General features: G+C 62.3%; 18 protein-coding genes and 3 tRNA genes. 9 read left to right on the top strand and 12 right to left on the bottom strand.

The genetic code is table 11. From position 1 onward, the window contains the following. The first annotated feature begins 72 nt into the window (after nucleotides 1–72). Nucleotides 73–1,170, top strand: a complete 1,098-nt coding sequence (locus MJ602_RS10530) for a serine hydrolase (protein WP_243020788.1) — start codon at nucleotides 73–75, stop codon at nucleotides 1,168–1,170. A gap of 37 nt (nucleotides 1,171–1,207) precedes the next feature. Here MJ602_RS10530 and MJ602_RS10525 read toward each other — a convergent pair whose 3' ends face one another. The 7 genes from MJ602_RS10525 to MJ602_RS10495 form a co-directional block, all read right to left on the bottom strand. Beyond that, nucleotides 1,208–2,029: an IclR family transcriptional regulator gene (locus tag MJ602_RS10525; RefSeq protein WP_162015994.1), complete on the bottom strand. Its 822-nt coding sequence runs from the start codon at nucleotides 2,027–2,029 to the stop codon at nucleotides 1,208–1,210. Between the two features lie 57 nt (nucleotides 2,030–2,086). Continuing rightward, nucleotides 2,087–2,827, bottom strand: coding sequence for an arginyltransferase (locus MJ602_RS10520; RefSeq protein ID WP_243020787.1), 741 nt, complete (start codon nucleotides 2,825–2,827; stop codon nucleotides 2,087–2,089). Continuing rightward, nucleotides 2,824–3,579 carry a leucyl/phenylalanyl-tRNA--protein transferase gene (gene aat, locus MJ602_RS10515; RefSeq protein ID WP_243020786.1) on the bottom strand — a complete coding sequence of 252 codons (756 nt, stop codon included), beginning with the start codon at nucleotides 3,577–3,579 and terminating at the stop codon, nucleotides 2,824–2,826. The genes MJ602_RS10520 and aat overlap by 4 nt, the downstream gene beginning before the upstream one ends. Nucleotides 3,580–3,667: 88 nt before the next feature. Further along, nucleotides 3,668–3,743: transfer RNA gene (locus MJ602_RS10510), tRNA-Asn, on the bottom strand. Nucleotides 3,744–3,761: 18 nt separating this feature from the next. Continuing rightward, a tRNA-Asn gene (locus tag MJ602_RS10505) sits at nucleotides 3,762–3,837 on the bottom strand. Nucleotides 3,838–3,855: 18 nt separating this feature from the next. Next, nucleotides 3,856–3,931 (bottom strand) — tRNA-Asn (locus MJ602_RS10500). Nucleotides 3,932–3,995: 64 nt separating this feature from the next. Continuing rightward, entirely contained in the window at nucleotides 3,996–4,427 is a 432-nt protein-coding gene (locus MJ602_RS10495) for a YbaN family protein (protein ID WP_162015997.1), read from the bottom strand. Between the two features lie 156 nt (nucleotides 4,428–4,583). On the opposite strand from MJ602_RS10495, the gene def reads away from it, so the two are divergent. Further along, entirely contained in the window at nucleotides 4,584–5,123 is a 540-nt protein-coding gene (gene def, locus MJ602_RS10490; RefSeq protein WP_243020784.1) for a peptide deformylase, read from the top strand. Here def and MJ602_RS10485 read toward each other — a convergent pair. Next, the gene (locus tag MJ602_RS10485; RefSeq protein ID WP_162015999.1) at nucleotides 5,111–5,479 is read right to left on the bottom strand and encodes a DUF779 domain-containing protein; all 369 of its coding nucleotides are present in this window, start codon (nucleotides 5,477–5,479) and stop codon (nucleotides 5,111–5,113) included. The two genes, def and MJ602_RS10485, sit on opposite strands and share 13 nt — an antisense overlap. A gap of 71 nt (nucleotides 5,480–5,550) precedes the next feature. After that, a complete protein-coding gene (gene adh, locus MJ602_RS10480; RefSeq protein WP_243020783.1) occupies nucleotides 5,551–7,071 on the bottom strand; it encodes an aldehyde dehydrogenase in 1,521 nt (506 codons plus the stop codon). A gap of 327 nt (nucleotides 7,072–7,398) precedes the next feature. Between adh and MJ602_RS10475 the strand changes: the two genes are divergently transcribed. Then, nucleotides 7,399–9,360 (top strand): sigma-54-dependent Fis family transcriptional regulator, encoded by a 1,962-nt coding sequence (locus MJ602_RS10475; RefSeq protein WP_243020782.1) that lies wholly within the window; start codon nucleotides 7,399–7,401, stop codon nucleotides 9,358–9,360. Nucleotides 9,361–9,390: 30 nt separating this feature from the next. On the opposite strand, the gene MJ602_RS10470 is transcribed toward MJ602_RS10475, so the two are convergent. Beyond that, nucleotides 9,391–10,437, bottom strand: coding sequence for an AI-2E family transporter (locus MJ602_RS10470; protein WP_162016002.1), 1,047 nt, complete (start codon nucleotides 10,435–10,437; stop codon nucleotides 9,391–9,393). A 256-nt stretch (nucleotides 10,438–10,693) separates the two neighbouring features. On the opposite strand from MJ602_RS10470, the gene MJ602_RS10465 reads away from it, so the two are divergent. From MJ602_RS10465 to MJ602_RS10445, 5 genes are all read left to right on the top strand, one after another. After that, nucleotides 10,694–13,573, top strand: a complete 2,880-nt coding sequence (locus MJ602_RS10465; RefSeq protein WP_162016003.1) for a 2-oxoglutarate dehydrogenase E1 component — start codon at nucleotides 10,694–10,696, stop codon at nucleotides 13,571–13,573. 51 nt (nucleotides 13,574–13,624) lie between these two features. After that, nucleotides 13,625–14,908, top strand: coding sequence for a 2-oxoglutarate dehydrogenase complex dihydrolipoyllysine-residue succinyltransferase (odhB, locus tag MJ602_RS10460; protein WP_243020781.1), 1,284 nt, complete (start codon nucleotides 13,625–13,627; stop codon nucleotides 14,906–14,908). A gap of 80 nt (nucleotides 14,909–14,988) precedes the next feature. After that, nucleotides 14,989–16,446 carry a dihydrolipoyl dehydrogenase gene (gene lpdA, locus MJ602_RS10455; RefSeq protein ID WP_243020780.1) on the top strand — a complete coding sequence of 486 codons (1,458 nt, stop codon included), beginning with the start codon at nucleotides 14,989–14,991 and terminating at the stop codon, nucleotides 16,444–16,446. A gap of 65 nt (nucleotides 16,447–16,511) precedes the next feature. Beyond that, nucleotides 16,512–17,621, top strand: a complete 1,110-nt coding sequence (gene zapE / locus MJ602_RS10450) for a cell division protein ZapE (RefSeq protein ID WP_243020779.1) — start codon at nucleotides 16,512–16,514, stop codon at nucleotides 17,619–17,621. Continuing rightward, the gene (locus MJ602_RS10445) at nucleotides 17,618–18,241 is read left to right on the top strand and encodes a hypothetical protein (protein WP_243020778.1); all 624 of its coding nucleotides are present in this window, start codon (nucleotides 17,618–17,620) and stop codon (nucleotides 18,239–18,241) included. The genes zapE and MJ602_RS10445 overlap by 4 nt, the downstream gene beginning before the upstream one ends. A gap of 25 nt (nucleotides 18,242–18,266) precedes the next feature. On the opposite strand, the gene MJ602_RS10440 is transcribed toward MJ602_RS10445, so the two are convergent. Beyond that, nucleotides 18,267–19,079: a PP2C family protein-serine/threonine phosphatase gene (locus MJ602_RS10440; protein ID WP_162016008.1), complete on the bottom strand. Its 813-nt coding sequence runs from the start codon at nucleotides 19,077–19,079 to the stop codon at nucleotides 18,267–18,269. Nucleotides 19,080–19,183: 104 nt separating this feature from the next. Here MJ602_RS10440 and yoaA point away from each other — a divergent pair, with 104 nt between their 5' ends. Then, nucleotides 19,184–21,241, top strand: coding sequence for a DNA repair helicase YoaA (gene yoaA, locus MJ602_RS10435; protein ID WP_479725628.1), 2,058 nt, complete (start codon nucleotides 19,184–19,186; stop codon nucleotides 21,239–21,241). On the opposite strand, the gene MJ602_RS10430 is transcribed toward yoaA, so the two are convergent. Then, complete coding sequence (locus MJ602_RS10430) at nucleotides 21,204–22,004, bottom strand: outer membrane protein assembly factor BamD (RefSeq protein ID WP_162016009.1); 801 nt, start codon at nucleotides 22,002–22,004, stop codon at nucleotides 21,204–21,206. The genes yoaA and MJ602_RS10430 overlap by 38 nt on opposite strands. Nucleotides 22,005–22,054: the final 50 nt, after the last annotated feature.

Here is a 22,054-nt window from a genome sequence, read left to right as displayed (position 1 = left end):
AAGGTATTGATCTTGCAGGATCATTTTGATGACATTACACTGTGACACAGTTGTTGTATCGCCGGGAGTCATATGTTGCAGCAGTCTTTGTCGATGGCATCCGTGCGTAGTTGGGCGCGTGGCTTGGTGGTGGTTGTGCTCGGTGCGACGCTGGCCGTTGCTGGAGCACAGGCTGCCCAGCGCAGTGCGCAACCTGAGAAGAAAACCAAGGTCGTGGCCAAACGCGCCAATGCCAAGGCGTCGGCGCAAGCGCCACGGAAAGTCGCAAAGCCATCCAAAGCAGTGCGGTCGGCAGCCGTTTCCTCGCGCGAACCCGTGCGTGCCGTTGCTCATCGGCCTTCGCATGGTGAGTTGGCGGGGCTGCGCAATCACAGTGACCCGTTGGAGCTGAAGTCCAGCGTGGCCTTGGTGGTGGATCAGGACACCCATGAGGTGCTGCTTAGCAAAAATGACCTCGCAGTGCTTCCGATTGCATCACTCACCAAGCTGATGACGGGTCTGGTGGTCAGTCAGGCACAGTTGGATTTGAACGACCCCATCACCATCACCGAAGAGGACATTGACACCGAGAAGGGCAGCCGTTCGCGCCTCGCCGTGGGGACAACCCTGACCCGAGGAGAGATGCTGCACTTGGCCTTGATGTCGAGTGAAAACCGTGCAGCCCATGCCTTGGGCCGAACCTATCCCGGCGGGTTGAAGGTGTTTGTCGAGCAGATGAATGTGAAAGCCAAGCTGCTGGGGATGACTGACACACGGTATGTGGAGCCTACGGGGCTGTCGAGCAAGAACCAGTCCAGTGCGCGTGATCTTGCCGTGCTGGTGAATGTGGCGTACATGGATCCGTTGTTGCGTGACTACTCCACCTCACCAGGCTACGAGGTGGATTTGGGCCGCAAGACCCTGCAATACAACAACACAAATCTGCTGGTGAAGAACCCCTCGTGGGATATTGGGCTGCAAAAAACCGGCTATATCGCCGAGGCGGGGCGTTGCTTGGTGATGCAAACCCAGATTGCGGGGCGCAAGCTCATCATGGTGTTTCTGGATTCTGCGGGCAAGCTCAGCCGTATCGGAGATGCCCAGCGTGTTCGCCAGTGGCTTGAGACCAATGCCTCGTTTCGCTCCTCGGTTTCGGGGAGCTCGCCAGCACCGGGTGGAAGCAACAGCTGAGTAGCGGTGCCGCCGGGCGCACGCCCGGAAGCTTGGTTCAACGAACCGGCAGCGAGAAAGTGCCGTGTGGTGCGCTGTGAGAAAAACCACTGAAGCCCAGCGCCGTGGAGATGTCCAGTGCCGTAGCTTGGAGTTTTGCGGTCCAGCTTTCATCGATACGGTCAGCTGGTGCTGAAATCGACAAACCTGCCACCAGTCTGCCCTGGTCGTCGTACACGCCAGCGGCGATGCAGCGCACACCAAGTTCCAGTTCTTCGTTGTCGCGTGCAATGCCCGATTGGCGAGATTTTGCCAACTCTCGCTCCAGCGTGGCCAGCTGGGTGATGCTGTTGCGCGTCTGTCCAGGCAACCCGGTACGCAGTGCGTAGGCCCGTACCCGCTGGGGGTCGTCGGCGGCCAGAAACAGCTTGCCGGTAGAGGTCAGGTGCAGCGGTGCGCGGCCACCGATGGCGCGTACCACCTGCATTCCGGATCGTTCGCTGTAGGCGCGTTCCACATAGATGATTTCGTCGCCTTGGCGCATGCTCAGATTGACGGGTTGCTGTATCTGACGGTGCAACTCACGCATGGGAGCCAGGGCGGCGTCGCGAATGCTGAGCCGCGCCTTCACCAGATTGCCCAATTCCAGTAGTCGCATGCCCAGTCGATAGGTTCCGGATTCAGGCCGGTCCACAAATCGACCTATCGTCAGATCGTTCAGGATGCGGTGTGCTGTGGATGGGTGCAGCCCCGTTCTTTCGCTGATTTCCTTGAGCGATATGGCTTCTTCACGTGAGGCCAAAACGTCAATGAGGGTGAACATGCGTTCCAGCACCTGCACACTGGGTTTGGACGGTAGGTCTGGATCGATTCGTTTCATGTCTGAACGCGGTGTGGCAACGCTTGATTTTATCTTGTGAAATGAGATGGCGTGGTGTCATACCGATGGGTTTTGCCATTGGCCATCGACAAGGATCTCGTGCGGATGGAAGCGTGCCTTGTAGTCCATCTTGGGGCTGTTCCTGATCCAGTACCCCAGATACACATAAGGCAACCCTAAACTCTTCGCCTGCTCAATCTGCCACAGGATGTTGTAGGTGCCGTAGCAGGCTTCGGGGTCTGGCTCGTAGAAGGTATAGACCGCGGACAGGCCATCATCAAGCACATCAAGAATGGACACCATGCGCAGGGCGCCAGGTGAGCCATCGGGCCTGGGGTCTCGGAATTCCACCAGCCTGGAGCGCACCCGGCTCTGGAGCAGAAATTGGGCGTACTGGTCCACGCTGTCGTGGTCCATGCCGCCGCCTGGGTGGCGGCCATTTTGGTATCGCAGATACAGTTCGTAGTGTTCCGGGTCAAATCCTGGCGCAACAATCCGTGCCTGAAGCCTTGCATGTTGCTTGAATGCTCGGCGCTGGCTGCGGTTGGGTTGAAAGCTCTGCGTGATGACGCGCAGTGCAATGCAGGCCTGGCAGCCATCGCAATAGGGGCGGTAAGTGAACATGCCACTGCGACGAAAGCCTTGCTTGACCAGGCGGGAGTAGGTTTCGTTGCCAACCAAGTGGCTGGGGGTGGCGACCTGCGATCTCGCCATTTGCCCAGGAAGGTAACTGCATGCGTAGGGCGCTGTGGCGTAAAACTGCAGTGTCTGGAACGGATACTCGTTGAGCTGTGTCATGCCGACTGGGGAGGGCGGGAGAGAAGCCAGTCCCAGTATAGGGGCTCGAAGTGCCAATGCAGGGGTGCTTGGTTGCGGGCCAGTGCCACCTTGCCCACAAAGGTGGTCCGATCTATTTCCTGTGCTCCCAGTGAGGCCAGATGTGCCGTGTTTTGTTGGCAGTCTATCCAGCCAGCGCCTTGTGCTCCACACAACGCCACAAGTGCTGCCAAGGCAATCTTGGATGCGTCAGTGCGGCGTGCGAACATGGATTCGCCAAACACTGCCTTGCCTATGGAAACGCAGTACAGCCCGCCGGCAAGTTCGCCATCCATCCAGGTTTCGATGCAGTGGGCATGTCCCGCGCCATGCAGTGCTGTGTAGGCATCGACCATGGAGGGGACGATCCAGGTGCCATTTTGGCCTTCGCGGGAGGTTGTGGCGCATGCGGTGATCACGCGTTGAAACCCATGGTTGACGCGGATTTCGCACCGTGGATCTGCCCGAAAGCGTTGCAGCGTTTTTCGCAAGGATCGGTGGAGCCGAAACCGATGGATATCCAACACCATGCGGGGATTGGGCGCCCACCACAACACGGGCTGACCCTGGCTGAACCAGGGAAAAATGCCATGGGAGTAGGCTTCCAGCAGTCGGGTCACCGACAGATCGGCGCCTGCTGCCAGCAGGCCAGGGGCAGGTGAGTCGTCCGCCCAAGCGCTGTCGACGTTGGGCAGTGCATCGGAAGTGTCGAGCCAAGGTAAAGGCAGATTCATGGGCGATGGCGAAGCAATGTTGGGGATACTACGCCATCGGTGCCCAACGAAAAAACCACCCAGGTCTTGCAACTCTGGGTGGTTTGTTTGGCTCCCCGACCTGGGCTCGAACCAGGGACCTACGGATTAACAGTCCGGCGCTCTACCGACTGAGCTATCGGGGAATATCGGCATGAATTTTTTGGCTCCTCGACCTGGGCTCGAACCAGGGACCTACGGATTAACAGTCCGGCGCTCTACCGACTGAGCTATCGGGGAATATCGGCATGAATTTTTTGGCTCCTCGACCTGGGCTCGAACCAGGGACCTACGGATTAACAGTCCGGCGCTCTACCGACTGAGCTATCGAGGAACAAGCCTCACATTATATACACAAAAATCACCAAAAAACCGATGGAACGGTTTCCTATGGAGCATCAGCCTGGCTCTGGGCGCAGCCAGAGCCAAATGAGCACGCAGGCCATGAAGCTGGTAGCCATGATGGCAACCCAGAGCTTGCTGCTTGTCCAGAACAGGATGACTGCACAGACAGTCATCAGAATGGTGGCGTTCCACTTGGACCGGCGCCCCACACGGCCACCATTGGCCCAGTCGCGCAGCATGATGCCAAACAGTGGGTGATACCACAGCCATTCATGCAGTTTGGGCGAACTGCGTGCGGCGGCCCATGCCGCCATCAGGATGAACACGGTGGTCGGCAGGCCCGGCAAAAACACGCCCACCACACCCAAACCCAGGCAAAGTATGGCGAACGCCAGCAAAGCCCATCGCATGGGTTTGGGAAGCGGTGGATGCTCGGGAGGCGGCATCACCTTGGGTGGGCTGGGCTGGCCAGGGGTGGAATCCATCAGGGAGGGGAGGGCATTCGCTCAGGCGCCCATTGTGCCTGTGTGCACGACGCTTGTACTTGCATTGACCTTCGGGCAAAGCGGTTTTGCACAATGTCCTACTGAAGCCGATACTGACGAAATAAAGGTACAGTCCGCCGAAACGAAAACGAGCCAATGACCATTCATTCCATTCTCAAGATGGGCGATGCGAGATTGCTGCGTGTGGCACGCCCGGTACAGGTCTTCGATACACCCGAGTTGCGCCAGTTGGTGCAGGACATGTACGACACCATGCACCACGCCAGTGGTGCAGGCTTGTCTGCCCCACAGATAGGGGTTGACTTGCAGGTCGTTGTTTTTGGTTCGGACAAGCCCAATCCCAGGTATCCCCAGCGGCCCATGGTTCCGCCGACTGTTTTGATCAACCCTGTGGTAGTGCCCATGGGGAGTGACACTGAAATGGACTGGGAGGGTTGCCTTTCGCTGCCCGGCTTGCGGGGGAAGGTGCCGCGGTGGAAGCGCATCCAGTACTCAGGCTTCGATTTGCAGGGCCACCCCATTGCGCGTGAGGCCGAAGGCTTTCATGCCAGGGTCGTGCAGCATGAATGCGACCACCTGTTCGGCATTCTCTATCCGATGCGCATGCAAGACTTCACGCAGTTTGGGTTCACTGAGGTGCTGTTCCCGGAAATGGCGTCCGTTCAGGACGACTGATCTTGCAGTTCTTGCCACTCCTGCGCACTGTAGGCGCGGGAGCCGGTGACAAAGCTGACCCCTTCCGGGCCTTCGAGTGAGAAGCTTGCGCCGCTGCCCTGGGTGACGTCTATGACCAGTTGGCGCTGCTTCAGATGCTCCCACTGGCTTTCGCTCACGTAAAAAGGACAGCCGCCAATCGTTCCGATGAGCAAGTCATAGCGGCCGGGCGAGAGCTCGCCTTCCAGGTAGCACATGGGGCTGCTGCCATCGCAGCAACCGTGCGATTGGTAAAACATCAGCGGCGCTCCGTGCTGATCTCTGAGCTTTTCAATCAAGGCCAGGGCTTGCGGGGTAGCAACAACGCGTTCGACCATCCTGGTGCTCCTTTGAAAAAAATGGGGCGATCCGCAGACCGCCCCATGAGAACGTGGCTAATCGATAGTCCTCAGAAGAAGCCCAGAGCCTTGGGGCTGTAGCTCACCAGCAGGTTCTTGGTCTGCTGGTAGTGGTTCAGCATGACCTTGTGCGTTTCGCGACCGATGCCCGACTCTTTGTATCCCCCGAAGGCAGCGTGCGCCGGGTAGGCGTGGTAGCAGTTGGTCCAAACACGGCCCGCCTGGATGCCACGGCCCATACGATAGGCGCGGCTGCCGTCACGCGACCAGACACCTGCGCCCAGACCGTACAAGGTGTCGTTGGCAATGGCCAGGGCTTCGGCTTCGTCCTTGAAGGTGGTCACAGCCAGCACGGGGCCGAAGATCTCTTCCTGGAAGATGCGCATCTTGTTGTGGCCCTTGAACAGGGTCGGCTCGATGTAATAGCCGCCCGCCAGGTCGCCTGGCAGTTGAGCACGCTTGCCGCCCGTGAGCACCTGTGCGCCTTCTTCCTTGCCCAGGCTCAGGTAGCTTTCGATCTTCTTCATTTGCTCGACCGAGGCTTGTGCGCCCATCATGCTGTCGGTGTCCAGTGGGCTGCCTTGCTTGATGGCGCGTACGCGCGCCAGTGCGCGATCCATGAACTTGTCGTAAATCGACTCTTGGATGAGCGCGCGCGAGGGGCAGGTGCAGACCTCGCCCTGGTTGAAGGCGAACAACACCAAGCCTTCGATGGCTTTGTCGAAGAATTCGTCATCGGCATCGGCCACATCGGCAAAGAAGATGTTGGGCGACTTGCCACCCAGTTCCAGCGTGGCCGGAATCAGGTTGTTGGCGGCAGCCTGGGCAATCACCTTGCCGGTGGCGGTGGAGCCGGTGAAGGCGATCTTGGCGATACGGCGGCTCGAAGCCAGCGGCATGCCTGCCTCACGGCCATAGCCGTTGACGATGTTGACAACACCGGCAGGCAGCAGGTCGGCGATCAATTCGATGAGCACCAGGATCGAGATGGGCGTGGACTCGGCCGGCTTGAGGATCACGCAGTTGCCTGCAGCCAGCGCAGGCGCAAGCTTCCAGGCTGCCATCAGGATGGGAAAGTTCCATGGAATGATCTGCCCGACCACACCCAGAGGCTCGTGGAAGTGGTAAGCCACCGTGTCGGCATCGATCTCGCTCAGGCTGCCTTCCTGTGAGCGCAGGCAACCTGCGAAGTAACGGAAGTGGTCCACGGTGAGTGGGATGTCGGCGTTCAGCGTCTCGCGGATGGCCTTGCCGTTGTCCACGGTTTCTGCATAGGCCAGTTTTTCCAGGTTTTGCTCGATGCGATCGGCAATCTTGAGCAGTAGGTTGGCGCGGTCGGCTGCCGGAGTGCGCCCCCATTGCGGCGCGGCTGCGTGGGCGGCGTCCAGGGCCAGCTCAATATCCTCGGCCGTGGAGCGTGCAGCCTGGGTGTATGCCTTGCCGGTGATGGGGGTGAGCACATCGAAATACGTTCCCTTGACCGGTGGGACGAACTTGCCACCGATGAAATTGTCGTAGCGGGCCTTGTATTGGACCTTGGCATCGGGGGAACCGGGGGGGGCGTACAGCATCGGAAGTCTCCTTGTGGATTGAATGAAAAATCAACCCGCCGCATTGTTTGCACGGCGTGTCGGTCTTCCATTGCAGGATGCGTGCCACCCCGTGTTGCCGTTTCTTGCACCCGAATCGGCGTCGCGGGCATGCCAAGGTGTTTCACCGGGCTGTGCCACTGTGTCGGCCTGTTGCGCACACTGTGCCAAAACGGCACAGTGCAACGGGTTTTTGCGCTGAAGTACACCTGCCGACTGGCGCACAATGGACACATCGCCTCCTTGCCATGGGGCGATGCCGGAGGCGGCGCACCCGCCCCGAGCACTGAACACAGGAGACAAATGGCCATGCCTTCCTCTGTCTACTCGGAACGTACGGTTCCAGCCGCGTTGCGCCGTGCCCGCTGGCATTTGATGAGTGCTGGTGCCTTGCCACCGGATCTGATACCTGCAGAGCTGCAGCGCTCTTGGCTGCGCAGTTGGGATGCAGGGCTGCAGCCTTGCGGTCGCACACCAGGCGCACCGCATGCCTCTGGAGCGCAACTGGCCAGGGCCCTGGAGCAGCAGCGCGAACTGGTTGCCTACGCCCGGCCCGTGATGGAGTTTCTGCTGGAGCAAACCCGTGAAACCGACAGCATGGTGGTACTGGCCGGCACCGATGGAATGCTCCTGCATGCCTCAGGCGATCCCCAGTTCATGGGCCGTGCCGAGCGGGTGGCGTTGCGCCCCGGCGCCACCTGGAGCGAGCAGTATCGCGGCACCAATGCGATCGGCACGGCACTGACCGATGACCGTGCCCTTGTGGTGCACGCGCAGGAGCATTTTCTGGAGCGCAATGGGTTTTTGACCTGTGCAGCGGCTCCGATCCATGCGGCCGATGGACGGTTGCTGGGGGTGCTTGATGTCTCTGGTGACCATCGGGGCTACCACCGGCACACCTTGGCTCTGGTGCGTTCGGCGGTGCGGATGATTGAGCACCGTTTGTTCGACACAAGGCACGACCCGCGCCACTGGAGCGGGCTGCGCCTGCGCCTGCATGCGCAGCCAGAGGGGCTGGGTACGGTCACTGAAGGTTTGTTGGCCGTGCGTGAAGATGAGCTGCTGGTGGGCGCCAGTGTCACGGCGCTTCAACTGCTGGGTTTGCAATGGAGCGACCTGGGTGCTGTGCGGATTGAGCAGGTGCTGGTGGAATCCATGCACCAGTTGCTGGAGTGGTGTCAGCGGTCACCGGCAGTGGCGCGGGTGGTGCATACCGTGGCGGGTCACACCTTGTGGGTCAAGACAGAAGCCGGCCGGGTCCTCCAGGGATCATTCAGCAACTCGCAGGTGCACAAGGACACTGCGGCTGTGCCAGAGGATGCGTTGGCACGCATTGATACGGGTGACGCCACGCTGCGCTCTGCGATCGCCCGTGCCCGCAAGGTGGTAGACAAGCCCATCCCCTTGTTGTTGCAGGGTGAGTCGGGCGTGGGCAAAGAAGTCTTTGCGCGAGCGCTGCACCAGAGCGGGCCGCGCCAGCACAAGCCCTTTGTTGCCGTCAACTGCGCGGCTTTGCCGGAATCGCTGATAGAAGCGGAGCTGTTTGGCTACCAGTCCGGCGCTTTCACTGGCGCTCGGCGAGAGGGGGCGCCAGGGCGCGTCCGTGAGGCCGATGGCGGAACCTTGTTCTTGGATGAAATCGGTGACATGCCGCTGTCTCTGCAGGCGCGCTTGTTGCGTGTACTGCAAGACCGCGAGGTGACGCCCTTGGGGGGGGGCAAGCCCATAGCCGTCGATTTTGCGCTGGTCTGTGCAACCCACCGTCACCTTCCGCGTGAGATCCAGGAGGGGCGTTTTCGCGAGGACCTGTACTACCGCCTCAACGGCCTGACACTGTGTCTGCCCGCACTGCGCGAGAGAACTGACTTCGATCACCTTCTCGACAGCCACTTGCAGAATCTCATGCCGCACAGGCCTTTGACCGTCGCCACGGAGTTGCGCCAGCGGTTGCGCTCGTACCCCTGGCCCGGCAACGTGCGCCAGTTGGCCAGCGCCTTGCGTACCGCGTGTGCATTGTTGGACGCACAGGAGAGCGTGATCGACTGGCACCACCTGCCCGACGACCTGGCACTGGACCTGCGCTCCCAGTCCACGGCGGGGCCGTCGGCATCTCAGGTCGAATTGCCCAGCGACCTGCGCACGCTCTCACACCAAAGCATTGCGCGGGCGCTGCAGTCGTGCGCCGGTAACCATTCGGAAGCTGCTCGCATACTGGGCATTGGCCGTAGCACTCTGTATCGAAAACTACGCGAGATGGGCATGGCCCACTGAAAACCGGTATGGAAGCTGCTCGGCTTGGCCTTATGGGTTCTTCGGCGTGGCCAGGTCCCAGCAGGCCATGAACAGTGCTGCAATCACCGGCCCAATGACAAAACCATTGATGCCGAACAGCGTCATGCCCCCCAGCGTGGAAATCAGAACCACGTAGTCGGGCATCTTGGTGTCCTTGCCCACGAGCAAGGGGCGCAGCAGGTTGTCCACCAGGCCGATCACCCCCACGCCAAAAGCGGTCAGCACGCCCGCCTGCCACAACGCTCCCGTGGCCAAAAAATAGATGGCTACTGGCCCCCAGATCAGGCCTGCTCCCACGGCAGGCAAGAGAGAGAGGAAGGCCATCAGCACACCCCACAATACTGGTGCCTGGATGCCCAGCACCCAGAAGATGAATCCGCCCAGCATGCCCTGCGCTGCCGCCACCATCAGGTTGCCCTTGAGTGTGGCCCGGATCACCGTGATGAACTTGGCGCTGAGGTCGCGTTTGTGCTGCTCCTCCAGCGGTATGGCGCGGTGGATGCGTCTTCCCAGCGCAGGGCCATCGCGCAGCAGGAAGAACAACAGATACATCATGACGCCAAAACCCACGGCGAATTGCAGGGTGTTCTGTCCGATGTTCAGGGCCTGGGTGGCAATCACTTGGCCTGCCTGCACCGAGAATGCCGACAGCTTATGCTGTACCGCAGCCACACTGGTCAGTTCCAACCGGTCGAGCATGCTCACCAGCCAACTGGGCAGCGCCGCAATGACCTGTTCCAAGTAGGCGCCAAAGTTCAATTGGCCTGAACGTAGGCGCTCATAGATGTGTGTGGCTTCCTGGATCAGCGAAATTCCGATCAGGGTCAGTGGAAGAATCACGACCACCAGGCACAGCAGCAGCGTGGCCAGCGCCGCCCGGTTTGGCTTGCCAGGCATGCGCAGCAACATGCGCCGATGCAAGGGCATGAACAGGATGGCCAAGGCCACCCCCCAGAAAACCGCTTCGTAGTAAGGCCAAAGAATGGCACCGAACGCCAGCGACACGGCGATCAGCAGAAACACAAAAGTCTTGTTCTGCAGTGTGGGAGTGTTCATGGACAGCGCAGTCTGTTGAAACAATACGCGAATGTACGTTACCCCGATGTCTGTGATCCGGCTCGGCGCGCGTGTGCTGTTTCGCATGTCGCGATAGGAAAAAACCACAAGCGTCCTGGGGCGAACAGTGGCACAATCGCGTCCGTACTCGGCCCTTCCCCAGCCACAGTCGCATCCGCCAACCGGTTCAGCCGTGTCGCGGAAGGTTTTTTCAACCAGCTAATGTCTCCCCAAGGGAGACGGAGGTCAGCGGAACATGAGCGATACGACATCCGTCTATCAAGCCTACCAAGGCAACACCTACCTCTTCGGCGGCAACGCGCCCTATGTCGAAGAGATGTACGAAAACTATCTGGCCAATCCAGGCAGCGTGCCTGACACTTGGCGCGAGTACTTCGATGCGCTGCAGCATGTGCCTGCCGTCGATGGCACCAATGCCCGTGACGTGCCCCACATGCCCGTCATCAATGCCTTTGCCGAGCGTGCCAAGGCCGGTGGAACCAAGGTGGTGGTGGCCAGCGAAGACGCTGAGATGGGCCGCAAGCGCACAGCCGTTCAGCAGCTGATTGCCGCTTACCGCAACGTAGGCCAGCGCTGGGCCGATCTGGACCCCCTCAAGCGCACCGAGCGCCCCGCGATTCCTGAATTGGAGCCTTCGTTCTACGGCTTCAGCGATGCCGACCAGGAAACGGTGTTCGACACGAGCAACACCTTTTTTGGCAAGGACAAGATGCCGCTGCGCGAACTCATCAACGCGCTGCACGAAACCTACTGCGGCACCCTGGGTGCCGAGTTCATGTACACCTCCGACCAGGCGGAAAAGCGCTGGTGGCAGCAAAAACTGGAGTCCATCCGCAGCAAGCCCCAATTCAGCGCCGAGAAGAAAAAGCAGATCCTCGATCGCCTGACCGCCGCAGAAGGCCTGGAACGCTTCCTGCACACCAAGTATGTGGGTCAGAAGCGCTTTTCGCTCGAAGGTGGCGAGAGCTTCATCGCCGCCATGGACGAGCTGATCCGGCAGGCTGGCGCCAAGGGCGTGCAGGAAATCGTGATCGGCATGGCCCACCGTGGCCGCCTGAACGTGCTGGTCAACACCCTGGGCAAGATGCCTGCGGACCTGTTTGCCGAGTTCGACCACACAGCCCCTGAAGACCTGCCCGCAGGTGACGTGAAATACCACCAGGGCTTCAGCTCCGACGTTTCCACCCCTGGCGGCCCGGTGCACCTGAGTCTGGCGTTCAACCCCTCCCATCTGGAAATCGTCAACCCCGTGGTCGAAGGATCCGCTCGCGCCCGCATGGACCGCCGTGGCGACACCCTGGGTGGCCAGGTGCTGCCTGTGCTGGTGCACGGCGACGCCGCCTTTGGCGGCCAGGGTGTCAACCAGGAAACCCTCTGCCTGGCGCAGACCCGTGGCTACACCACTGGCGGTACGGTGCATCTGATCATCAACAACCAGATCGGTTTCACCACCTCCGACCCGCGCGACATGCGCTCCAGCACCTTCTGTACCGACATCGTCAAGATGGTCGAGTCCCCGGTGCTGCATGTCAATGGCGATGATCCCGAAGCCGTGGTGCTGGCTGCCCAGCTGGCCCTGGAATACCGCATGGAGTTCCGCCAGGATGTGGTGGTGGACATCACCTGCTTCCGCAAGTTGGGCCATAACGAACAGGATACGCCTGCGCTGACCCAGCCCCTGATGTACAAGAAGATTGCGGCCCACCCCGGAACGCGCAAGCTCTATGGCGACAAGCTGATTACGCAGGGCGTGCTGTCCGCCGAAGGTCCTGACGAAATGGTCAAGGCCTACCGCGCTGCCATGGACGCGGGCAAGCACACGGTCGATCCGGTGCTGACCAACTTCAAGAGCAAGTACGCCGTGGACTGGAGTCCGTTCCTGGGCAAGAAGTGGACCGACGCTGGCGATACCGCAATTCCCCTGACCGAATGGAAGCGCCTGGCGGAAAAGCTCACCACGCTGCCCGACACCGTGACCCCGCACCAATTGGTGAAAAAGGTCTATGACGACCGCGCCGCGATGGGCCGGGGAGAGATCCCCGTGGACTGGGGCATGGGTGAGCACATGGCCTTTGCCTCCCTGGTGGCCAGTGGCTACCCCGTGCGCCTGTCGGGCGAGGACTGCGGCCGTGGCACCTTCACGCACCGCCATGCAGTGATCCACGATCAGAAGCGCGAAAAGTGGGACACCGGCACCTACGTGCCCCTGCAGAACGTGGCCGACAATCAGGCTCCGTTCGTCGTGATCGACTCCATCCTGTCCGAAGAGGCGGTGCTGGGTTTTGAATATGGCTACGCCTCCAACGACCCCAACACGCTGGTGATCTGGGAAGCCCAGTTTGGCGACTTCGCCAACGGTGCGCAGGTGGTGATCGACCAGTTCATTGCCTCGGGCGAGGTCAAGTGGGGCCGTGTCAACGGCATCACGCTGATGCTGCCGCACGGATATGAAGGCCAGGGCCCCGAGCACAGCTCGGCGCGTGTGGAGCGCTTCATGCAGCTGGCTGCAGACACCAACATGCAGATCGTGCAGCCCACCACCGCCAGCCAGATCTTCCATGTGCTGCGTCGCCAGATGGTGCGCAACCTGCGCAAGCCCCTGGTCATCTTCACGCCCAAGAGCCTGCTGCGCAACAAGGACGCTACTTCTCCGCTGTCCGAATTCACCAAGGGTGCTTTCCAGACCGTCATTCCCGAGACCAACGAAGACGTGACCAAGAAGGCCGACAAGGTCAAGCGCGTGATCGCCTGTTCGGGCAAGGTGTACTACGACCTGGTGAAGAAGCGCGCCGAGAAGGAAGCCTCCGATGTGGCCATTGTCCGCATCGAGCAGCTCTACCCCTTCCCGCACAAGGCCTTTGCCGCCGAGCTGAAGAAGTACCCCAACGCCACGGACATCGTGTGGTGCCAGGACGAACCGCAGAACCAGGGCGCCTGGTTCTTCATCCAGCACAACATCCACGAGAACATGCTCGATGGGCAGAAGCTGGGTTACTCGGGCCGCGCGGCCTCCGCGTCGCCCGCCGTGGGCTACTCGCACCTGCACCAGGAACAGCAAAAGGCGCTGGTTGACGGTGCCTTTGCCAAGCTCAAGGGTTTTGTCCTGACCAAGTAAGGCCGGAAACCCCTCACTCAGTACAAAACACCTTTCTGGAAAGAATTCAAAATGGCTATCGTAGAAGTCAAAGTCCCCCAGTTGTCCGAGTCTGTGGCCGAAGCCACCATGCTCACCTGGAAGAAGAAGGCCGGTGAGGCCGTCAGCGCCGACGAAATCCTGATCGAGATTGAAACCGACAAGGTCGTGCTCGAAGTGCCTGCACCCGCAGCTGGCGTGCTGGCCGAGATCGTGGTCGGCGATGGTGGCACCGTGGTGGCCGAGCAGCTCATCGCCAAGATCGACACCGAGGGCAAGGCCGGTGCGCCTGCGCCTGCGCCTGCCGCTGCCGCCGCTGCTCCCGTAGTGGCAGCGGCTGCTGCGCCTGCACCCGCTGCTGCTGCGGCGGCAGCGGGCGGCGCCAAGGGCGATGTGGCCATGCCGGCTGCCGCCAAGCTGCTGGCCGATAACAACCTGTCCGTCTCGGCCGTGGCCGGCACGGGCAAGGATGGCCGCGTGACCAAGGGTGATGTGCTGGCCGCTGTGGCGGGCGGTGCCAAGCCGGCCGCACCGGTTGCCGCCAGCGTGATTCCCACCGGCTTGCCCACCAAGGCACTGCCCCAGGTGGCCGCACCTGCCGCCCCCAACCTGGGCGACCGCCCCGAACAGCGTGTGCCCATGAGCCGCCTGCGTGCCCGCGTGGCCGAGCGCCTGTTGCAGTCGCAGTCCACCAATGCCATCCTGACCACGTTCAACGAAGTGAACATGGCCCCGGTGATGGAGATGCGCAAGAAGTTCCAGGACGCGTTCACCAAGGAACACGGCGTGAAGATCGGCTTCATGAGCTTCTTCGTCAAGGCTGCCGTGCACGCGCTGAAGAAGTTCCCGGTGCTCAACGCCTCGGTCGATGGCAACGACATCGTGTACCACGGCTACTTCGACATCGGTATCGCCGTGGGTTCGCCCCGTGGCCTGGTGGTGCCCATCCTGCGCAACGCCGACCAGATGAGCTTTGCCGACATCGAGAAGAAGATTGCCGAATTCGGCAAGAAGGCGGCTGAAGGCAAGCTGGGCATCGAAGAGATGACCGGCGGCACCTTCTCCATCTCCAACGGCGGCACCTTCGGCTCGATGATGTCCACCCCCATCATCAACCCGCCGCAGTCGGCCATCCTGGGCGTGCACGCCACCAAGGACCGCGCCGTGGTCGAGAACGGCCAGGTCGTGGTGCGCCCGATGAACTACCTGGCCATGTCGTACGACCACCGCATCATCGACGGCCGCGAAGCCGTGCTGGGCCTCGTGGCCATGAAGGACGCGCTGGAAGACCCGTCCCGCCTGCTGTTCGATCTGTAATTCGCAGCCAGGCGCAACAAACCCACCCTCGGCAACGCCCAGTGGTGGGTTTTTTCAACCTCATTTCAAGTATTCGCATCATGAGCAAACAATTCGACGTCATCGTCATCGGCGGCGGCCCCGGCGGCTATATCGGCGCGATCCGTGCCGCGCAACTGGGCTTCAACGTGGCCTGCATCGACGAGTGGAAGAACGCTGCGGGCGGCCCCGCTCCCGGCGGCACCTGCACCAACGTGGGCTGCATCCCCTCCAAGGCGCTGCTGCAGTCGTCCGAGCATTTCGAGCACGCCAACAAGCACTTCGCCGAGCACGGCATCAGCACCGGCAAGGTGACGATGGACGTGGCCAAGATGGTGGGCCGCAAGGACGCCGTGGTGAAGCAGAACAACGACGGCATCCTGTACCTGTTCAAGAAGAACAAGGTCAGCTTCTTCCATGGCCGTGGTTCGTTCGTGAAGGCCGTTCCACCCGGTGAGGGTGGAACCTCCGGTTCCACGGGCGGCTACGAGATCAAGGTCACGGGCGCCACCGAAGAGACCCTGGTGGGCAAGCATGTCATCGTCGCCACGGGCTCCAACGCCCGCGCGCTGCCCGGCGTGGCGTTCGACGAGGAGAACATCCTGTCGAACGACGGCGCGCTGCGCATCGGTGCCGTGCCCAAGAAGCTTGGCGTGATCGGCTCGGGCGTGATCGGCCTGGAGATGGGCTCGGTCTGGCGCCGCCTGGGTGCCGAGGTGACCGTGCTCGAAGGCCTGCCCACGTTCCTGGGCGCGGTCGATGAGCAGATCGCCAAGGAAGCCAAGAAGGCTTTCGACAAGCAGGGCCTGAAGATCGAGCTGGGCGTGAAGATCGGCGACATCAAGACCGGCAAGAAGGGCGTGAACGTGGCCTACACCAACGCCAAGGGCGAGGCCCAGGCGCTGGAGGTGGACAAGCTCATCGTCTCCATCGGCCGCGTGCCCAACACCATCGGCCTGAACGCTGAAGGAGTGGGCCTGCAGCTCGACGAGCGCGGCGCCATCGTGGTCGATGGCGAGTGCAAGACCAACCTGCCCGGCGTCTGGGCCGTGGGCGACGTGGTGCGCGGTCCCATGCTTGCGCACAAGGCCGAGGAAGAGGGCGTGGCCGTGGCCGAGCGCATTGCCGGCCAGCACGGGCATGTCAACTTCAACACCATCCCCTGGGTCATCTACACCAGCCCCGAGATCGCCTGGGTGGGCCGCACCGAGCAGCAGCTCAAGCAGGACGGCGTGAAGTACAAGGCCGGCACCTTCCCCTTCCTGGCCAACGGCCGCGCGCGTGCGCTGGGCGACACGACCGGCATGGTCAAGTTCCTGGCCGATGCCGCCACGGACGAGATCCTGGGCGTGCACATCGTGGGCCCCATGGCCAGCGAGCTGATCGCCGAGGCCGTGGTGGCCATGGAGTTCAAGGCCAGCGCCGAAGACATCGCGCGCATCTGCCACGCCCACCCGTCCCTGAGCGAGGCGACCAAGGAAGCCGCGCTGGCGGTGGACAAACGCACCCTCAATTTCTGATTTGAGGAAAAAATGGCTGCTAGCGTCCGTAAATAGGGCGTTAGCAGCTATTGTTTTTATAGCATATGAGCCAGTTTTCCAGCGTCAAGGCCGCCTACCAGGCCGAATTGGAGGCCAAGGGTTTCAAAAGCGACCCGGCGCAACTGCGTGCCGTGGAGGCGCTGGACCGCTGCGCGCATGAATGGGCCGCCTACAAGACACAGCGCTCGAACGCGCTCAAGAAGCTCATCAACCGGCCTGACATTCCGCGCGGCGTGTACATGTACGGCGGGGTGGGGCGCGGCAAGAGCTTCCTGATGGACTGCTTCTTCAACGCCGTACCGCTCAAGCGCAAGGTGCGCCTGCATTTCCACGAATTCATGCGCGAAGTGCACCGCGAGCTGGCGGCGCTGCAGGGCACGCAGAACCCGCTGGATGTGCTGGGCCAGCGCATCGCCAAGCGCTACAAGCTCATCTGCTTCGATGAATTCCATGTGGCGGACATCACCGACGCCATGATCCTGCACCGCCTGCTGGCGGCGCTGTTCGACAACGGCGTGGGCTTCGTCACCACGTCCAATTTCGAGCCCGACGGCCTGTACCCCAACGGCCTGCACCGCGACCGCATCCTGCCCGCCATCGCGCTGCTCAAGCAGAAGCTTGAAGTCATCAATGTCGACAACGGCACCGACTACCGGCGCCGCACGCTGGAGCAGGTCAAGCTCTACCACACGCCCCTGGGCCCCGAGGCCGACGCCGCGATGAATGAAGCGTTCGACCAACTGGCCGAGGTGCATGACGAAGACCCGGTACTGCACATCGAGGCACGCGAGATCCAGGCGCGGCGCAAGGCTGGCGGCGTGGTCTGGTTTGATTTCAAGACGCTGTGCGGCGGCCCGCGCTCGCAGAACGACTACCTGGAGATCGCCACGCAGTTCCACACGGTGCTGCTCTCCGACGTGCCTTACATGCCCGTGAGCATGGCTTCGCCCGCGCGGCGCTTTACCTGGCTGGTGGATGTGCTGTACGACCGGCGCGTCAAGCTCATCCTGTCGGCCGCCGTGCCGCCCGAGCAGCTCTACACCGATGGCCCGCTGGCCCACGAGTTTCCGCGCACGGTCTCGCGGCTCAACGAGATGCAGTCCAAGGAATTCCTGGCGTTGGAGCGCCGGGTGGTGGACACAGGGCTGACATGAGCAAATGGGGTTGGCTCGTCTGCTGCCTGGCCGTGCTTGCGCCATGGGGTGGGGTGAATGCGCAGGACCTGGCTGCTGACGCGGCTCAGGCAGAACGCGAGCGCATTGCCCGCGAGCGCAACGCCATCACGCAGCAGCAGGCGCAGGACGAAGGCCAGTGTCAGCAGCGCTTTGCGGTGGATGACTGCCTGCGTTCAGTGCGCAGGCAGGCGCGCGAACGCCTCCACAGCTTGCGCCAGCAGGAAGAGCGCCTGGATGAAGCCCAGCGGCAGGAACGTGCGCAGCGCCGATTGCGAGCCATCGAACTGCGCCAACAGGAGCATGCTGCCACCCAACCGCCGGTACCCACCCGCCAAGCGACCCCCAGGCAGCCCAAATCAGCGCCCGCACCTTCCGGCGATCCACGCGCCCATGCGCAACAACAACAGCGGGCGCAGGCAGAGAAGGCGCAGCGTCGCACTGCCCTGCAGGAGCAGGCGGCAGAACGCCGCCGTGCACGCCTGGAAAAGGAAGAAGTGGCCCGTCAGCGCAAGGCCCAGCGCGACGCTCGCCGGGCCGAGGAGGCGAACCGAGGTCGATCCCGCGCCGCAGCGCTGCCTGCGGCATCAGCGGCTCAGTAAACCTTGTCCTTGCGGGGGCGCAGGGTCAAACGGCTGCAGGTGGCTTGAAGAATGGGGCCGGCGCGAGGGGCTTTTTCTCTTCTACCAGTGCTTCGATCTTGACGATGGCCAGCGAGAGATTGTCCCCCGTGCCGCGTGCGCGGATACGCGCTTTCTCGATCAGGAATTCGGTCGCTTCGCGTGGTGTCAGCGATTCCACCACGGAAGCCAGTTCCGTGGGCGAGAAGTAGTGCCAGACCCCGTCGCTGCAGGTCAGCAGCACATCCCCCGGCATCAGCTGGTGGATCATGTGCGTGGTCATGGGCGGATCGCTCTCGGTGCCCAGGCAGCCCACCAGAATGTTCGAGTGCGGGTGGGTATTGGCCTCCGCCTCGGTGATTTCGCCGCGGTCCACCAAGGCCTGCACGTAGGAGTGGTCGCTGGTGCGGTGCATCATGCGGCCATTCTGAAAGTGGTAGATGCGCGAGTCGCCCGCGTGGATCCAGTGGCAGTCGCCGCGTGGGTTGATCAGGAAGGCCGCAATGGTGCTGTGCGGCTCCTGTTCAGACGTGATGGCCGTGAGCCGGATGACGATGTGCGATTCCTGCACCAGGTTCTTGAGCATGGCCACAGGATCATCGGTTTCGGGCGAATAGCGGTCGAACAACTGGCGTGCGGTCAGCATGACCTGGTCGGACGCCTTGCGCCCGCCGCTGCGCCCGCCCATGCCGTCGGCCAGCACGGCCAGCACGCAGCCGTTGTAGCGCGGGTGCGAGAGCAAAGCCACCTGGTCTTGCTGGTATTCGCGGTCACCCTTGTGGATGCCGGTGGAGGCACTGAGGCGAATCGGTCTGGACATGGCGTGGATTGTGGTGTGTGGCGGCCTGCCAAGCCCCAGAATAGGGCACAAGCTCGCTTATTATCGAACGCGCTGTGGCTTTTTCGCCATCGTACTGCGATTCTGTGTCCACACATCACCCCAGCCCTCTTGGTGCGCTGCCAGACGCAGTGCAGCAGTGCTTTGCCGATGGCGGCCCTTTGGCGCAAGCCTTGCCGGGTTTTCGCCAGCGCCCAGGCCAGACCGCCATGGCACTGGCTGTGGCCGACACGGTGGCCCATGGTGGGGCATTGGTGGTCGAGGCGGGTACGGGCGTCGGTAAGACCTATGCCTATTTGGTCCCAGCGCTGCTCAGTGGCGAGCGGGTGCTGATCTCCACCGCCACCAAGGCTTTGCAGGACCAGCTTTTCAGCCGTGACCTGCCCCGCTTGGCCCAGGCGCTGGGTTTGCCGGTGCGCGCTGCTTTGCTCAAGGGCCGCGCCAGCTACCTGTGTCTGCACCGCCTGGAGCAAAGCCGGCAGGATGCCTCTGCCTGCGATGCGAGCCTGACCCATGCACTGGCGCGGGTGGAAACCTGGGCCCAGACCACCCGCAGTGGCGACCTGGCAGAACTGCCGGGTCTGGACGAACGGTCGGCCATTCTTCCTTGGGTGACCTCCACGCGTGACAACTGCTTGGGCAGCCACTGCCCGCAGTTCCGGCGCTGCCATGTATTCCAGGCACGGCGTGAGGCCTTGGCGGCCGAAGTGGTGGTGGTCAACCACCATTTGTTTTTTGCCGACTGGGCGCTGCGTGAAACCGGCATGGCCGAGCTGCTGCCCGATGTGCGCGTGGTGGTGTTCGATGAGGCGCACCAGATCCAGGAGACCGGGGTGCAGTTTCTTGGTCAATCGCTGGGCAGCGCCCAGATGCTGGATCTGGCGCGTGACCTGCGCAGCGCAGGTATGCAGCGTGCGCGCGGCATGGCAGATTGGCAGGGTCTGCACCACGACCTGGAGCAGCTTGCGCGCCGCTTGCGCCTGGCGTGCGGCGCGTATCCCACGGGCACGCGATTGAATTGGACGGAAGCTGTCCCGCAAGGCGTCACGTCTTCTGACTGGATCGAGGTGCTTGATGGCCTGAACCAGGTATGCGCCCAGGCCTGCGAATCGTTGGTTGCCGTGCTGGACATGGCGCCCGACTTTGTCCGGCTGCACGAGCGAACCCTGGCCCTGTGCGCGCAGGTGCAGCGCTTTGCCACGCCCTCCCAGATCGAGGGGGTGCGCTGGGTGGAAGTGGGCCTGCAGGTTCGCCTGGTCGAGGCGCCGCTGGACCTGGCCCCGGTGGTGCAGGGGTGGTTGCAGCTGCCGGATGCCGCACAGACCCATCCGGGTGCCACACAGGCCGCCCCGACCAGGGCATGGGTCTTCACCTCCGCCACGTTGGGGACGGACGAGGCCCTGAGCTGGTTCACCGAGCCCCTGGGGCTGGACCAGGCGCGTACCTTGCGCGTGCCCAGTCCTTTTGACCTGGAGCGCCAGGCGGCGCTCTACATTCCACGGGATTTGCCTCCGCCCACGGACGCTGCCCACAGCGCTGCCTTGGGCGAGTGGGTGGCTGAGGCGGCCTCACGCCTGCAAGGCCGAACGCTGGTACTCACCACCAGTCTGCGGGCGCTGCGTGTGCTGGGTGAGGCGCTGCGTGCCCGCTTGCCTGGGCTGCAGGTGTTGGTGCAGGGCGAGGGCACACGGCACAGCCTGATGGAGCGCTTTCGCCAAGGCAGTGCCCAGGGGGCGCCGGGCTGTGTGCTCGTGGCTTCGGTGTCGTTTTGGGAGGGGGTGGATGTGCCCGGCGATGCGTTGCAGCTGGTGGTCATCGACAAACTGCCGTTCCCGGTGCCGTCCGACCCCTTGGTGCAGGCGCACGCGCAGCGTTTGCAGCGGGCGGGCCGTAGCCCGTTCCGTGACCACGCCCTGCCCGAAGCCGCTGTGGCGCTCAAGCAGGGTGCGGGACGGCTGATCCGGCACGAAACCGATGAGGGACTTCTGGTGGTGGCCGATACCCGCCTGCTGGACCGTGGCTACGGCAAACGCCTGATGGCGGCCCTGCCGACTATGCGCAGGCTGGGGTCAGCAGAGGAATTTGACGACGCGCTGCAGGCGCTGATCACCAGAACTTCCACCATGGATCGCTCTTGCCCCTGAATCCGTTGGCGATAAAGCTGCTGTTGGGGTAGTTCTTGTCCAGCACGCGGCGCGTGTCGTCGCGCAACTGGGTCAAGCCCAGAGCGTCGTAGGACTGCACCAGGATATACAGCGCTTCTTCATGGGCGGGCACGGCCTCGTAGTCGCTCAAGGCAGACTGCGCACGACCAATTGCCGCCACATAGGCGCCCCGCTGGAAGTAGTAGCGTGCCACATGCACCTCGTACTGCGCCAGCGAATTGATGATGTAGGTCATGCGCTGGCGGGCGTCCTGCGCATAACGCGAATCGGGGAAGCGTGCCACCAGCTCGCGGAAGGATTCGTAGGAGTCTTTGGCGGCTTTTTGGTCGCGCTCCGACAGATCCTGGCGCGACACCCAGGAAAACATGCCCAGGTTGTCATTGAAGTTGACCAGGCCCTTGAGGTACAGCGCGTAATCAATGGCTGGGCTGACCGGGTGCAGCTTCATGAAGCGGTCCAGCGTGGCAATGGCCTGGGGCTTTTCGTTCGCCTTGTACTGCGCGTAGGCCTTGTCGAGCTGTGCTTGTTGCGCCAGGGGCGTGCCCGCAGCGCGACCTTCGAGCTTTTCAAAAAGGGGTACCGCAGCGTCGTACCCGCCGCTGTTGAGCTCGTCGCGTGCCTCGGCGTAGATGCGGTCGGTCGTCCACCCTGCGGTTTTGTCTTCCGGGGTGCTGGAGCACCCGGTCGCCAGCAGACTGGCGGCCAACAGGGCCGTAACGATGGAAAAAGGGGCTCGCAACATGGCAGGCGGCTTTCTGACGGGAAGATGCACGGATTTGGCGGCGCCCAGGG

Origin of the sequence: Simplicispira sedimenti (assembly GCF_022760965.1) — a bacterium.
GTDB lineage: Bacteria > Pseudomonadota > Gammaproteobacteria > Burkholderiales > Burkholderiaceae_C > Simplicispira > Simplicispira sedimenti.
The sequence above is the reverse complement of the archived record's forward strand: the minus strand, read 5'-3'. Positions and strand labels throughout refer to the sequence as shown.